The organism is Arthrobacter sp. FX8 (genome assembly GCF_026723805.1).
Lineage (GTDB): Bacteria > Actinomycetota > Actinomycetes > Actinomycetales > Micrococcaceae > Arthrobacter.
In genome coordinates this window covers 400,804-414,377 of sequence record NZ_CP113505.1, presented here as the reverse complement: position 1 = coordinate 414,377, position 13,574 = coordinate 400,804, and the positions used below count along the sequence as shown (strand labels likewise).

The following is a 13,574-nucleotide window of genomic DNA, read 5'->3' as shown; positions in this document are numbered from 1 at the left end:
TCCACGCTGAATTTCCTCCATGCGCGTCCATCATCACACCCAAACCCGCACGCTTCGCATCGCACGTCGGTCAGGTGTCCTATGGAAGGACTCTCATGAGCCAGCAACCCTACACAGCCCCCTATCCTCAGAACTACGGCTATGGTCAGCCGCCAGTAAGCAACAAGTCGTTCCTGACGACTTGGCTACTCTCACTACTCTTGGGCGTGTTCGGCGTCGACCGCTTCTATCTTGGCAAGGTGGGGACCGGCATCCTGAAGCTGGTCACCTTCGGCGGCTTTGGCATCTGGGCCTTGATAGACCTCATCCTGGTGCTGGCGAACAAGACCCGCGACAAGCAGGGGCTTCCGCTCGAAGGATACGACAAGCACAAGAAGATAGCTTTGATCGTAACGGGCGTTGTTATCCTCCTGAGCATCGTGGTCAACTCGGCCCGCGCGGGTTCTACCGCTTCGTCTGCTCCCGCTGCTTCAACTGAAAAGGTTGCGACTGCAGCTCAGACCGCTGCGGCCGTCCCGAAGGCCACAAAGGACCCTGCTGTTGCAGCTGCCGAAGCTGAGGCCGCGGCGAAAGCGAAGGCTGAAGCCGATGCAGCAGCCAAGGCCAAAGCTGAAGCCGATGCTGCTGCCAAGGCGAAGGCTGCCGCTGACGCCGCAGCTGCTAAGGCTGCCGCCGACGCTGAAGCTGCTGCCAAGAAGGGCACGGTCAGTCAGCAGAACGCTCTGCGGAAAGCCGAGAGCTACCTCAACTTCAGCGCCTTCTCCCGTACCGAACTGATCGGGCAGCTGGAGTACAACAAGTTTTCTACTGGCGATGCAACATGGGCTGTAGATCGCGTGAACGCCAACTGGAACGACCAGGCAGCCAAGAAAGCCGCAAGCTACCTCAAATTCACTTCCTTCTCACGTGGCGACTTGGTCGACCAGCTGATCTACAACGGCTTCACGCCAGAACAGGCCGAATACGGCGTGAGCACAACAGGCCTTTAGCGGCCCGTCATAGCTCCAGCGGCAATGAGGCTGGTCGGCGTGTTGACTTTGCAACCAAAACATCTGCTGGCATTTGTCCCCCTGGATGCTGTCCAGGGGGACCTTTCCGGACTCCGGATTTCGATCACCAACAACGGCAGCTCATGCCATGTATCAACACATTTCAAGGGGGCATTTAGTTTGAAACTCATCACAACCTTCGCCAGCGGCGCACTCCTGTGCTTGGTCCTTTCGAGCTGCGCGGGGTCACCCCAGGCAGCTCCTACGGTCACTCATACTGTGACTCAGACCGCTACGGAGACCGTTACAGCCACTGCGACCGTGACGGCGATTGCGACGGTAACAGCTGAGCCTGTTGCTCCTGCCGTGGTGGCGGCCCCAGCGCCAGCCCCTGTTGCTCCAGCGACTGCAATAATTCCTGCCCAGGTTGCAGGTATGAATGCAGAGGCACTGGACGATGAGCTGTCGGCGTTGGGGTTCAAAAAGATCGTCTACAACGCTGACACCGGCAAGACAGTCCTTCTGCTCAGCAACTGGACAGTCACCGGAATCGATAACGCCGGGGCGCAACAGGCCGTCGACAAGGCAGTCGTCGTCCACGTAACGAAGTGAAGCCGCCTCCTCGGCCTCCCGCGCCTGGTGGACGAAAGGGTCGCATCGTCTCGACGACATCTTCAAGAATGAAAATGGCGTTTGAAGGACGAAAGTCAGCTGGCTGCTGCAGGCGTTTGAGGCTCCGGCACGGAAGTTAGTCCCGCGGGTGGGCTGCCTGAGGGGAATCGAGAGGAACACTGCGGATGACACAAGCAGCCGTCACACACTACGAGGTGCTTGGAGTACCATCAACGGCGGATACAGCCGAAATCAAAAAGGCGTACCAACGGAGGCTCAGGACATCACATCCCGACACCGGCGGTAGCACAGGGCTCTTCCGACTCGTTCAGGAAGCCTACGAGGTCCTCTCGGACCCGGCCCGTAGAGCTGCCTACGACAGCGGTACGGACAAGAATTCTGGAGGCACCAGCGGCCAGCGGCCGCAACAGAAACCGTCGCCCCAACCGGATTCCTCTCAGCAGAAGTCGAAAGCAACTTTCACGGATATGGACCAGCCACCCGCCCCACCCCCATGGACTGGCCCGGCCGTCGAGTACCGGCCACCACTTGTCCCGCCCTCGGGCGAACCGCAGAAGATCCGACGACCTGCACCGCCCTGGACTCGCACTTGGCGTACAGTCTTCTTCGTTCTCGGCAGCGTCTGCAGCGTCCCGCCCTTGTTCAGTACCATTTGGTACTTCAGCACTACTCAGTCAAACCCCAACTGGTTGGTCATGGGGCTGACCTGTCTTCTTATCACCGTCCTAACTGCCGGATTCTGGTTCGTAATCGCCAGGCTCCCAAAGTGGTGGACAACCAGGAAACGCCCTGCACCGCCCACCGTCCTTGCCAGTGCCTACTTGGTTGAGGAAATCCTCAGCCGCCCCGTCCATGGCGTTCCGGGTCGCGGTCTTTCCGTGGGACGCTTCGGCGACAAGGCAGAAATCGGCGCAGAAGGCGAACGTCGCACCGCCCGACTGATTACGGATTCCGTCCTTTCTGGAATACCGTCCGCACGGCTGATCAACGGCCTCCGCTGGCCCGGGTCCGAACACGCCGACCTCGATCACGCCGTCATCGCGGGAAACAGGATCGCTCTGATCGACTCGAAAATGTGGGCGGACGGCGCCTACTGGTGGGACAACAAGCAGCTCTTCCGCAACGGCCGCGAGCTTAAAGCCTTCGGGTTGGGAGCAGGTGTCGAGGCAATTCGTGCAGCTTATCCCGGGTTCGCCGTTGACGGCTGGGTCGTGCTGCATTCGCCATCGGGGAGTCTCACGATGCCATCAGTAGAGCGTGCTGGCATGTTTCCGCTTCCCGGCAGGGCCCCCGTCAGGCTGGTCACTCCCTTGGAACTCGTCAACGAGGTCCGTGCCTTCTTGGTTCGGGGCGATGCGCCGCATGCGGTCCAGGTCCCCGCTTTGGCCGCGCTCCTCCGATCAATGTTGTAGGCCTTAAGCACTTTCGCAGTTCCGTTTCGAACCTGAACGGCCACGGGCAGCGCTCAACGATGTAGTCATCTCAGAAAGCCTTTGTCTTCAAGACGCGGACCAGGGAAGCGTCCAATCGAAGGCACGGGGACGAAGTTGCCGCTCCTCAGGATTAAAGGGAAAAATCGTGAAGTCGCCCTCGTCAGGGTCCACCGCCCCGTCCAGTAACCGGATTCCCGACCAGACGCCCATCATGCACAAACCCGGGTTTTGCCGCGCGTGCTCAACCTCATTTGGGGTCACAATGACGGTTTCCCCCTTGCTCTGAGTACCTTTGGCTTCAAGATAAATAGTCTCCCCGCTTCTCATAGCGACTGCGTCGTAGGGACGATTCTGCCGGGTGTCTGTCACCGTCCAGCCCCGCTCCCGGTAGTAGCACATGAGACGATCCTGCGCGGCGTTCTCAATCGCTTTGCGGACGTCCGCGTCCATCTGCAGCCCTTGACCCCCTGCACCTGGCGCATCCCGCGATTCGGATTGACGAGCGTCTTCTGCCGCTCTGGTATCAGGGTCCCGATCATAAGAAACGGGGTTCCTGCGGTACTCGACCGGCGTCCCTATCAAGGCCTCGTGAACCGGATGCCCAGCAGGCAGAACCCGGCCAATTAGCGCCTTTTTTGGAGCCCCTGTGCGATTATCAGGCAGTATCTCGTAACCAGGGTCTTGAAGTTCTGCGACAAGAATGACTCGGCTTTGATAATTGAGAGCCGCCCAGCGCTCGGTCGCGATGCGGCTGCCACTCAAGGACCAGATGCCACGATTATGATCCCAAAGTTGTTCAGGTGTTGCCTCGGGATTATAGCCCCACCAGTCACGCGGGAGGGGATCATCGCTATCGGCCGTCTGCCGGTCGATGAGCCTGATGTTGATAACCATGAACTGAGTATCGCTCAACGATCGCAAATAGCTGCCGTGCCGCTCCAGCAGCACGTTGCCTGTCCCGGAACTATCGGTTGCCTCTCCGCATGCTTTGGCGTCCCTTCTGTTCTCTAAGGCCTGCTGTTCCGGATTCAACTGCCGCAACTTTTCGGTCTGTGCTTCCGGGATCTAGGCATATGTAGAACTGAGCCAACGCCGCCGGTCTCCTGCATTGCGAAAGCGCGCCCGGCCAAAGCCGGACGCGCCCTCAGCGTGTACTGAACACCGCGAGTAGCTCCCAGCGCCTCCTTCAGTCGACGAGCACCGACGCCTTAGCCGGCTCGGAGGAGCTAACAGCGCCCGGAACCTTCCCCGAACGGTGATTGAACCAGTTGGCGACAGCCAGCAACGCGACCAGCCCAAAAGTGCTCAGGAGCTGCGGACGGGAATCCTCGCCGATGAAGCCCACCGTAAAGATCGCCGCGAGAATCAGCAGGCCAAGGGACGTGAGCCAGGGGAAGCCGGGCATCCGCAGGGGAAGCTCCGTTCCCTCGCGGTCGTCGCGGAGGCGCAGAGCCAGCTGGGCCAGGAGCGCGGACGTCCACACCAGCAGGCACGTCGAACCGACGATGTTGAGCAAGACCGGAAGGACCTTCTCCGGGAAGGCCAGCTCAAGCACCACCGTGACCACGCCGAAGGCAACGCTGGCGAGGACCGCGGCCACAGGAACCCTGGCCTTCGACACCGAAGCGAGCCAACGCGGCGCCTCACCGCGCTCGGCCAGGGAGAACGCCATCCGGGAGGCACCGTACAGGTTGGCGTTGAGTGCCGACAGCAGTGCCGCCACGGCCACCAGGGTGATGGCGGTAGCCGCACCCGGCATGCCCGCGGCATCCAGCACCGCGGCGAACGGGCTCTTCAGACCTGCCGAACCCACCGGAACCACTGCCGCGATCACGAAGATCGCACCGATGTAGAACACCAGGATGCGCCACAGTACCGTCCGGACGGCCTTCTTCACGCTACGGGCCGGCTCGGCCGTCTCGGCTGCTGCCACGGAGACAATCTCGGTGCCACCAAAGGCAAAGGCCACCACGAACAGCGCCGTCGCAATTCCGGCGAAACCGCTCGGCGCGAAACCGGCACCCGTGAAGTTGGACAGGCCCGGCGACTGCACGCCCGGCAGCAAGCCGAAGAGCAGCGCGAAGCCCACCAGCAGGAACCCCACGATCGCCGCCACCTTGAGCAGGGCGAACCAGAACTCGAACTCGCCGAAGTTCTTCACGCTGGTGAGGTTCACGGCGGTGAGCACCACGATGAACACAAAGGCCATCAGCCACACCGGCAGCGCCGGGAAGATGGTTGCCAGCAGGCCTGCCGCACCGAGCGCTTCGGCGGCGATCACCACCACGAGCTGCAGCCACCAGAGCCAGCCCACCGTGGCGCCGGCCACCGGCCCGTAGGCCTTGGCGGTGTAGACGGAGAAGGCGCCGCTGTCCGGGTTGGCCGCGGCCATCTCGCCGAGCGCCCACATCACCAGGATGATGAGCGTGCCGGCCACGAGGTAGGAGATCAGCACCGCCGGGCCGGCGGCCTGGATGCCAGCGCCGGAGCCGATGAACAGGCCCGCTCCGATGGCACTGCCCAGACCCATCATCGTCAGCTGGCGGGGTTTAAGGGCTGCGCCGAGTGGGCGGGCAGACGTCTTTGTCTGTTGTTCCATGGGAATTCCTCTTGGTTGTAGGTGGAATTGATGGGGATAAAGCTTCAGGCCGCGTGGGCTGCGAGGAGTCTGAGAACGCGGTTGTTGGAGGCGGGGTCGGCAACGGTGATCCGCACGCCGTCGCCCTGGTACGCCCGGACCATGATGCCCGCGCGGTCGAACGCATCCACCAGCGTTGCCAGCAGCCGCTCATCGGCGCGGATCCACAGGAAGTTGCCCTGGCTCGGCTGCAGCTTCCAGCCCTGGGCTTCCAGCTCCGCAGCCAACCGTGCGCGCTCCTGATTCACCGCCGAAACCCGCGCTTCCATCTCCTCCCCGCGTCCAGCGACGCGACGGCCGCCTTCTGCGCCAGCGCGCTCACGCCGAAGGGAAGGGCGGTCCGGCGCAGCCCCTCGGCGATGGCCGGCGCAGCCACGGCGTAGCCGACGCGCAGGCCGGCGAGTCCATAGGCCTTGGAGAAGGTGCGCAGGATGCAGACGTTCGGGTACCGGCGGTAGAGCGCCAGGGAATCGGGACCGCTGCCGGCGTTCGCGTATTCCACGTAGGCCTCGTCGATCACCACCAGGACGTCGGAGCGGACGGACTGCAGGAAGGCCTCGAGGCGGCGGTGGCTGATCGGCACACCGGTGGGGTTGTTGGGGGTGCAGAGCAGGATCACCTTGGTGCGGTCAGTGACGGCCGCAGTCATGGCATCGAGGTCGTGGCCCTCGGCGTCGTCCAGCGGGATGCGGACGGCGCGGGCGCCCGCCAACTCCACCAGGATGGGATAGGCCTCGAAGGAGCGCCATGCGAACACCACTTCGTCCCCGGCATCGCACAGTCCGGTGATGATCTGCTGCAGGACCCCCACGCTGCCGGGTCCCACCGCCACTTCCTCCACGGTGACGCCCAGGTGCCGGGCCAGCCGTTCGCGGAGTTCGACGGCGGCGCTGTCCGGGTAGCGGTTCATCCTGCCGGCCGCTTCGGTCACCGCAGCCATGGCGGCGGGCAGCGGGTGATAGTGGCTTTCGTTGCTGGCGAGGGCGGCGATGTCCGCGCCAGCACCTCGCCTGCCTGGGACGTAGGACGGCAGGCCGGCCACTGCGCCACGCAGGGTGGGCAACGCAGTTTCGGGAGCGGCAACAAGCTGATCACTGGTCATGAAGTCCGATCATGGAAGTGACCCGGACCACAATGCAAGGTAGGCTCCGGTGCTTGGGACTTCTGCTCAACTTCTAGTACCCCTGGTGAAAATATGACCATCGCAAACTCTCGCACCCTCGATTCCCTCGACGGCCGGATCATCCTTGCCCTGGACAAGGACCCCGAAGCCAGCGCCCTGGCACTCTCCCGGACACTCGGCGTCGCCCGCAACACCGTCCACGCCCGGCTGGCGCGGCTGGAGCGCAGCGGCGCGCTCCGCTCCTTCAGCCGCAGGCTGGACCCCGCCGCGCTGGGATACGAACTGATGGCTTTCCTCTCGCTGTCCATCAGCCAGACCCGGACCGGCTCAGTGGAGAACGGACTCGCCGCGATCCCGGAGGTCATCGAGGTGCACGCCACCACCGGCGACGCGGACCTCATGGCCAAGGTGGTGGCCCGCGGCACCGCGGACCTCTACCGCATCACCAACGAGATCCTGGAGATCGACGGGATCGAGCGGACCAGCACGGCCATCTCCATCCTGGAACTCATGCCGCCACGGTACGACGGCCTCATCAGCCGGCTGTCGGAACAGGAATCCCGCACACACGACTAACCCGTGACGCCCGCCACAGGTGGGCAAATTGTCACTGTAAGCGCCTTCTGCTGCCAAAAGTCCCAGCTGCATCGCGCGGTATTGCAAACGTGAGATGCAGGCCACACGATGCCTGCATGACTTCTCTCACTGTCTCGGGCCGCGTGGCACAGGTTCTCAGCAGCTATGTCAACGACGTCTTCGGCGTCATGGGCAACGGCAACGTCTACTTCCTGGACGCCGCCGAGCAGCAGGGCCTCCGCTTCTCCCCCGTCCGGCATGAGGGTGCGGCCATCGCCGCTGCCGACGCCTACTACCGCACCTCCGGACGGCTCGCCGCGGGCACCACCACCTACGGCCCCGGCTACACCAACGCCCTCACCGCCCTGGCCGAGGCCGTCCAGGCGCAGATCCCCGTCGTACTGGTCACCGGCGACGCCCCCACCAGCGGCGCCCGGCCCTGGGACGTGGACCAGGCCGCCATCGCCGGCGGCATCGGCGCGGCCACCTTCACCGTCACCCGCGACGCCGCGGGCGCCATCACCCGGCAGGCGGTGGAGTACGCACTCACCCGGCGCACCGCCGTCGTGCTTGCCATCCCCTACGACCTCGCCGCACTCGAGGCTTCGGATGAGGACCTTCCGGAACCGGCGGCACCAAAGGTGACGGACGACGTCGACGGCGGCCTTGGGCAGGTTGCCCGCCTGCTGGCCGCTGCCAGGCGGCCGCTGATCCTGGCCGGGCGGGGCGCGCACCTCGCCGGAGCCGGGCCGGAGCTCCGCGAACTCGCCGACCGGCTCGGCGCACTGACCGCCGGAACCGCCCTGGCGCTCAACCTCCTCAATGGTGAGGGGTACCTGGGCGTGGCCGGCGGTTTCGGCACCGACACGGCGGCCGGGCTCATGGGCGAGGCCGACGTGGTCCTGGTGGCCGGGGCCAGCCTGAGCCCGTTCACCATGCGGTTCGGGCACCTGCTGGGCCCGGACAGCACCGTCATCCAGATCGACACCGCGCTGCAGCCAACCAACCCGCGGGTGGACCTGTTCGTTCAGGCAGATGCGAAGACTGCTGCCTCGCGCCTGTTGTCGTTGTTGGATGGCGAGGCTGCTGTGGCGGGGTGGCGGGCGGAAGCCTCGAAGCGTCTGGCTGAAGGGCCGGGGCATGAGGCCGGATCCGAGGTGACCGAGGACGGCCGGCTGGACCCGCGCGCCCTCGCCACTGCGTTGGATGCCGTGCTGCCGGCGCGCCGCACGGTCGTGCAGGACGGCGGGCACTTCATCGGCTGGGCGCCGATGTACTGGAACATCCCGCGGCCGCAGGACCTGGTGATGGTGGGCACCGCCTTCCAGTCCATCGGGCTGGGCCTGGCGAGCGCCGTCGGGGCGGCCCGTGCGCTGGAGGACGGCCGCACCCTGGTGCTGGCCTCCGGCGACGGCGGGTTCCTGATGGGCCTGTCGGATCTTGAATCGCTGATCGGTGCAGCTCGCAGCGCCATCGTGGTGATCTACAACGACGCCGCGTACGGGGCCGAGATCCACCAGTACGGCTCGCAGGGCCTGACCGAGAAGCCGATGCTGATCCCGGAGGTGGACTTCAGTGGTGTCGCGCGGGCGTTGGGGGCTGAGTCGGCGGTCATCCGTTCGCTGGATGACCTGTCCGCGCTGCAGGACTGGATCGACGCCGGCGCGAAGGGAACGTTTGTGGCCGACTGCCGGATCACGTCCAGCGTCCGGGCGCCGTGGCTGACCGAGTGGATGAACGCCACGCGGGCGGCAAAGGCTACGGTGGCGGGGTAAAGCACCACGACCACTCCGGCATAAGAGGCAACTAAGGAAGAATCTCCGCAGAAACGGCCCTCACCCAGCCGTCGGTAGTCTCGCCATTGATGGTTGCCTCGCCCATTTCGACGATCATCTGGACCTTTCTACCGTCCCGCCAGCCAGCAGTTTTTGACTTGTCCACGAAGACGGACAGGTCCTGGGCACCTCCCTGAGCTTTGAGCATGACGGTGTACTCCCCGGTTGCTCCGGTCATCCAGAGATCCGACATAAACAACTCACCTTTCAGCCGGAAGCGGTCTCCAACTTTTATACCGCCCATTTGGGCAGAATTTAGCCGATCTAGCAGTTCGTCGACTGTTGTGTCCGAGACCACAGGGGCACTAACCGATGCGACGGCCGGTGTCGTGGTTACTGAAGTTGACGAAGGGGCGACTGAAGGCACCTCAGAATGAATCGATGCGCTTTGGGAAGGAGTTTGTGACAAGGGACTGACCGCTTCAACCTTCGAGTCGTTGTCACCCCCAAAAGCGTTACCTAGCAGCACTGCGACGATAACGAACGCGAAAAGTACCCCTCCGGTTCCAATCAGCTTCCAGGGAGTTGGAGGTTTCGGTCGCCGGAATGTTAGCTCGGAACGCACGGCCCCTTGCTCCTGGGTGACGAACTCCCACCCCGCTTCTTCCCACTTGGCTCGTGTTCTGGTCTCCAAGCCTCGAACCGTCTTCACGGATCTCGTCTCGTAGTTCATACGCTTTGCTGTCGACATCTTGTCCCCCACCCCCGCCGTTACATACTCTTCGAGAGCTTAGAGTGGTGCGGCCATGGCTCCAAACCCGCGCCCCTAGATGGATGCCCGGTGGCCACGTCTCCGCCATCTGCAAGGGGCTAATCCGACAAAGCTCGGAGGAGGGCTTCCCGGTATCGCCCGTAGGCTGCACTGCCGTTACCGTCAAGAATCGGTACCCGGATGACTGGTGGGTATCCCATAGCCGGAATCGTCAAATCGCGTAGGGCATCGTTATATGCGCGCTGCTTTTGTCTTCCGCCAATTCCGAAGCCGGTTGCAGCCTTCGCCGCCCGATAGCGATCAGCTCCTGGCGCCAGCTTTCGGCATAAATCCATGTAGAACCTACGACCGAATCCCAATGGCACGCCGTCTGGATACAACTCAAACGTCAGCAACCGGAAGCTTGTAAAGTGCTGGGTTTCATCGGTTTCGATGAACGTCCCTGTGGGTGCATGGTAAAAATCCCCAGGCAGGGGCGTCTGGCGTTTGCCCATCTGGGCTGCGGCCTCACCATCTAATGCCCGAAATATGGCCTCTAAAGCCGGACCGACAACTTCAGCAGCAGGAGATGGAAGCGCGAAATGTCCCTGCTGGTTGATCCAAGGAACCCGTGCAGCCTCAAGCTGAATGCCATCCCGCGCCGCCGCTCGAGCGAAATTTGCCTGTGCCGCCCCAACAGGCATTCTTCAGGCACCTACTTCTTCATCGAGTAGGTCCGGTTGTTGAAACCCCTTACCATCCATCCATAGAACCATATCCAGAACTCGCAATAACGAGATGCCGAACGTCGGGCACAGCCGGTTGGTCTGAGGAAACCGGCGAGTGAGGGTAGCCATCCGGACCGAGCGGAGCACGACGGAAAACCAAAAGATTATGCAGCGAATTGTCACTGCTAATACCTACCCTTAGAGAACGATTTTCGTTGCTGTTCGTGTTCTGGGGGAAGCATGAAGGAGAAGCACATAGAAGTTCCCGCTCAAGGGTCGAAACAGGACGCTGTTCTGTGGGAAGAACCAAGCGGGAAGATCTACAACGTCCATAACGACAGTGACTGGTCGTATATCCGAAGCTACAAACCGGTGCTTAAATGCCCTGTGAAACTTTGTGGCGTGAAACTCGTCGCTGTCGATCGACAAGGCACGCGCCACTTGCGCAACGCAGCAGGCTCTACTGACTGTCGTCATTTCACGGCCCGCCCACCAGATCACTCCACTCGGGGCGGCGGCCCAATGTCCGACGAACATCGTTGGTACCAGCAGGAGATAGCCAAGCAGGTCTCACGACGGCCCCACATGAGGGCAATTGTGGAGGACTATGAGTCCAACGCTGACGTTCTCATTTTCAATCACGCCACCAACCGGTCTTTGGCCATCGAGGTACAGCGCTGGGACACAAACATTCATAAGCGCACTGAGCACAGACTATCCCTGGGCCATGAAGTTCTCTGGTTGATAACCGACTCGGCTCACTTGTCACCGGAAATGCTGCACCAAGTCTACTTGGGACGGGGCGCCTTCATTAGGGTGAGGAGCTTCGATAAGCCCTATGTAGCCCTAGAACCATGGGAACCGGCGGCGCCCCGACGCGTTCCGGTGATGGAAGTTGCAGGAACGATTGCCAGGCTGGACGAGTCATCAGGCAACTTACGGGGAACGCAGTTGCCGCTCATGCGGGTCATAGACGAAATTCTCGACGGTAAACGCAATTGGATATTTCCCGGGAGTGAGGTTTTTAAAAATAGCTCCGGGGCAGGGCGAACGGGCGGAGCTTGGGTACGAAATATCGACTACACAAACGCCCTGATCCGCGCATCCGGCCTAGACATTCAGCCGCTGCTTCCGGAAACGTCGTACTACGGCAGGCGTTCTGCTCCGATCGTTCGTCCCCTTTCCTTCCAGGAATTGGAAGCAGGCGATGACAGGATCTAGACAAAACAGCTGCCGCACGGGCAGACATCTGGTTGTCTTCCTAGGTGGCTTTGGGCCGATATCCTCGGCGCTATTGTGTCCTAGGCCCCGCATAAGCTCTATCCCATGAGGATTGCCGTTGCAGGGGGAACCGGGACAGTGGGCCGCCACGTTGTGGCCATCGCCAGGGAGCGCGGGCATCACGTGGTCAGCCTCAGCCGCGCCGAAGGGGTGGACCTCCTCACCGGGCGCGGCCTCGACCAGGCACTCCAGGACGTCGACACAGTCATCGACGTCTCCGGCATCCAGGTCCTGTCCACCAAGAAGGCCGTGGATTTCTTCACCAATGCCACCCAGAACCTGCTGGCGGCCGGGAAGAAGGCCGGCGTAAAGCACCATGTGGTGCTGTCCATTGTGGGCATCGATAAGGCCAACTCGGGACTGTACGCCGGGAAGCTGGTGCAGGAGGACGAAGTCAGGCACGGCGGCATTCCGTGGACCCTCCTCCGGTCCACCCAGTTCCACGAGTTCGTGCCGATGTCCATCAAGGCCGCCTCCGTGGGCCCGCTGGCCTTCGTGCCCACGATGGTCACCCAGCCGGTGGCGGCAAAGGAGGTAGCCGCAGCCTTGGTGGATGCGGCCGAGTCCGGGCCGAAGGGACGCATTCCAGACCTCGGCGGCCCGCGGACCGAACACCTGAAAGGCCTGGTGGCGGCCTATCTGGCCAAGACGCAGCAGAAAAAACTGATCGTTCCGCTCCGGGTGCCGGGCCCCATGGGCAAGGCAATGCGCAACGGCGGGCTGATCCCGGCGCCGGGTTCCGCCGTCGGACGCCAAACGTTCCAGGAGTGGCTCGACGCCATCGACGCCGCGTAAAAGCCGATGCTAAATGGGGCAACTGCCCCATGCCCCTGCTGCGGCCCGGTCATAGTCTCGCCTCATAGAGACAAGGAGGCGGCCATGACCATCTACCAGCCGCAGTCATCAGCAGAGGCAACACCCAAACTTGCCGAACTTCCCGAGGACGCCGCCGAGCACTTCGCCGGCTACGCCGTCCTGGGGCTGCCTTTCACCAGCGGCCACTACCTGGCCTTCCGGGATTTCCCGGTGAGCTCCGTCGGCCCCGGCTACCGCTCCGTCTGGCACCGGACGCCCGGCGGCGAGTGGACCATCTACGCCAATACCGCGCCCGAGTTCAGCTGCGCCCGCTACTTCGGGGCGGCCGTCCACCATACGGTGGAGACCGACGTCGACATCCAGTGGAGCGGGCCCTTCACCGCCGTGATCACGGTCCCGGGAGTCCTCGACTGGGACCTGCAGCTGGGCACCTCCGCGGCCACCACAATGCTGACCGCCATGGCCGTGCGGATGCCGGAAAGCCTGTGGCGGAACGAGCTGGTGCTCCGGGCCATGGGGGCATTCGCCGGCCCGCTGCTCGGCGCGGGCAGGATGAAAGTATCAGGCGTTGTGCCCAATGGCCAGACGTTCCAGGCCCAGCCGCGGCAGCTGTGGCTCGTGACGGATTCCCAGGCCACCATCCGGGATGAGGATGCCGGAGTTCCGGGCCCACTGCCGGTCCAGGACCACCTGGCGGACTTCTGGCTTCCACAGCGTGGACTGTTCGGAGCGCAGGTGGGCGTCAGGTTCCCGTCCACCGCACAATCCGCCGGACCAGGCCCCGTCCAGGCACGGACAGGGAAGAACCAGACGGCATAACAGCCGCACGCG

Annotated in this window: 12 protein-coding genes and 2 pseudogenes; 9 read left to right on the top strand and 5 right to left on the bottom strand. The window is 63.1% G+C overall.

Annotated features, from left to right (window positions below; translation table 11 throughout):
* Positions 1-95 precede the first annotated feature (95 nt).
* The 4 genes and pseudogenes from OUO20_RS01900 to OUO20_RS01885 all read left to right on the top strand — a co-directional run bounded on the left by OUO20_RS01900 (position 96) and on the right by OUO20_RS01885 (position 3,034).
* Positions 96-989 (top strand): Ltp family lipoprotein, encoded by an 894-nt coding sequence (locus OUO20_RS01900; protein ID WP_268002719.1) that lies wholly within the window; start codon positions 96-98, stop codon positions 987-989.
* 435 nt (positions 990-1,424) lie between these two features.
* Complete coding sequence (locus OUO20_RS01895) at positions 1,425-1,601, top strand: hypothetical protein (protein WP_268002718.1); 177 nt, start codon at positions 1,425-1,427, stop codon at positions 1,599-1,601.
* A gap of 185 nt (positions 1,602-1,786) precedes the next feature.
* Positions 1,787-1,969, top strand: a pseudogene (locus OUO20_RS01890) (J domain-containing protein); the annotation flags it as partial.
* Between the two features lie 474 nt (positions 1,970-2,443).
* Positions 2,444-3,034: a nuclease-related domain-containing protein gene (locus OUO20_RS01885; protein WP_268003489.1), complete on the top strand. Its 591-nt coding sequence runs from the start codon at positions 2,444-2,446 to the stop codon at positions 3,032-3,034.
* Positions 3,035-3,121: 87 nt separating this feature from the next.
* Here OUO20_RS01885 and OUO20_RS01880 read toward each other — a convergent pair whose 3' ends face one another.
* The 3 genes and pseudogenes from OUO20_RS01880 to hisC form a co-directional block, all read right to left on the bottom strand.
* Positions 3,122-4,087, bottom strand: a complete 966-nt coding sequence (locus tag OUO20_RS01880; protein WP_268002717.1) for a DUF3883 domain-containing protein — start codon at positions 4,085-4,087, stop codon at positions 3,122-3,124.
* Positions 4,088-4,241: 154 nt separating this feature from the next.
* The gene (locus tag OUO20_RS01875; protein WP_268002716.1) at positions 4,242-5,654 is read right to left on the bottom strand and encodes an amino acid permease; all 1,413 of its coding nucleotides are present in this window, start codon (positions 5,652-5,654) and stop codon (positions 4,242-4,244) included.
* A gap of 44 nt (positions 5,655-5,698) precedes the next feature.
* Positions 5,699-6,795 (bottom strand): annotated as a pseudogene (gene hisC, locus OUO20_RS01870) (histidinol-phosphate transaminase).
* Positions 6,796-6,888: 93 nt separating this feature from the next.
* Here hisC and OUO20_RS01865 point away from each other — a divergent pair.
* Both OUO20_RS01865 and OUO20_RS01860 read left to right on the top strand, forming a co-directional pair.
* Positions 6,889-7,392 (top strand): Lrp/AsnC family transcriptional regulator, encoded by a 504-nt coding sequence (locus OUO20_RS01865; RefSeq protein WP_144600646.1) that lies wholly within the window; start codon positions 6,889-6,891, stop codon positions 7,390-7,392.
* 116 nt (positions 7,393-7,508) lie between these two features.
* On the top strand, positions 7,509-9,167 hold the full coding sequence (locus tag OUO20_RS01860) for a thiamine pyrophosphate-binding protein (protein WP_268002715.1): 1,659 nt from the start codon (positions 7,509-7,511) through the stop codon (positions 9,165-9,167).
* Positions 9,168-9,198: 31 nt separating this feature from the next.
* Here OUO20_RS01860 and OUO20_RS01855 read toward each other — a convergent pair whose 3' ends face one another.
* Both OUO20_RS01855 and OUO20_RS01850 read right to left on the bottom strand, forming a co-directional pair.
* Positions 9,199-9,420 (bottom strand): hypothetical protein, encoded by a 222-nt coding sequence (locus OUO20_RS01855; RefSeq protein WP_268002714.1) that lies wholly within the window; start codon positions 9,418-9,420, stop codon positions 9,199-9,201.
* Positions 9,421-10,037: 617 nt separating this feature from the next.
* A complete protein-coding gene (locus tag OUO20_RS01850; protein ID WP_268002713.1) occupies positions 10,038-10,622 on the bottom strand; it encodes a hypothetical protein in 585 nt (194 codons plus the stop codon).
* Between the two features lie 264 nt (positions 10,623-10,886).
* Between OUO20_RS01850 and OUO20_RS01845 the strand changes: the two genes are divergently transcribed.
* From OUO20_RS01845 to OUO20_RS01835, 3 genes are all read left to right on the top strand, one after another.
* Positions 10,887-11,867, top strand: a complete 981-nt coding sequence (locus OUO20_RS01845) for a hypothetical protein (RefSeq protein ID WP_268002712.1) — start codon at positions 10,887-10,889, stop codon at positions 11,865-11,867.
* 105 nt (positions 11,868-11,972) lie between these two features.
* The gene (locus OUO20_RS01840; RefSeq protein WP_268002711.1) at positions 11,973-12,722 is read left to right on the top strand and encodes an SDR family oxidoreductase; all 750 of its coding nucleotides are present in this window, start codon (positions 11,973-11,975) and stop codon (positions 12,720-12,722) included.
* 84 nt (positions 12,723-12,806) lie between these two features.
* The gene (locus OUO20_RS01835; RefSeq protein WP_268002710.1) at positions 12,807-13,562 is read left to right on the top strand and encodes a hypothetical protein; all 756 of its coding nucleotides are present in this window, start codon (positions 12,807-12,809) and stop codon (positions 13,560-13,562) included.
* The last annotated feature ends 12 nt before the right edge of the window (positions 13,563-13,574 follow it).

What these genes read in the sequence shown, in the direction of transcription:
- OUO20_RS01855 (WP_268002714.1), bottom strand. Translation starts at nt 9,420, where the DNA reads ATGTCGGATCTCTGGATGACCGGAGCAACCGGGGAGTACACCGTCATG.
- OUO20_RS01895 (WP_268002718.1), top strand. Translation starts at nt 1,425, where the DNA reads ATGAATGCAGAGGCACTGGACGATGAGCTGTCGGCGTTGGGGTTCAAA.
- OUO20_RS01900 (WP_268002719.1), top strand. Translation starts at nt 96, where the DNA reads ATGAGCCAGCAACCCTACACAGCCCCCTATCCTCAGAACTACGGCTAT.
- OUO20_RS01845 (WP_268002712.1), top strand. Translation starts at nt 10,887, where the DNA reads ATGAAGGAGAAGCACATAGAAGTTCCCGCTCAAGGGTCGAAACAGGAC.
- OUO20_RS01865 (WP_144600646.1), top strand. Translation starts at nt 6,889, where the DNA reads ATGACCATCGCAAACTCTCGCACCCTCGATTCCCTCGACGGCCGGATC.
- OUO20_RS01860 (WP_268002715.1), top strand. Translation starts at nt 7,509, where the DNA reads ATGACTTCTCTCACTGTCTCGGGCCGCGTGGCACAGGTTCTCAGCAGC.
- OUO20_RS01835 (WP_268002710.1), top strand. Translation starts at nt 12,807, where the DNA reads ATGACCATCTACCAGCCGCAGTCATCAGCAGAGGCAACACCCAAACTT.
- OUO20_RS01875 (WP_268002716.1), bottom strand. Translation starts at nt 5,654, where the DNA reads ATGGAACAACAGACAAAGACGTCTGCCCGCCCACTCGGCGCAGCCCTT.
- OUO20_RS01850 (WP_268002713.1), bottom strand. Translation starts at nt 10,622, where the DNA reads ATGCCTGTTGGGGCGGCACAGGCAAATTTCGCTCGAGCGGCGGCGCGG.
- OUO20_RS01840 (WP_268002711.1), top strand. Translation starts at nt 11,973, where the DNA reads ATGAGGATTGCCGTTGCAGGGGGAACCGGGACAGTGGGCCGCCACGTT.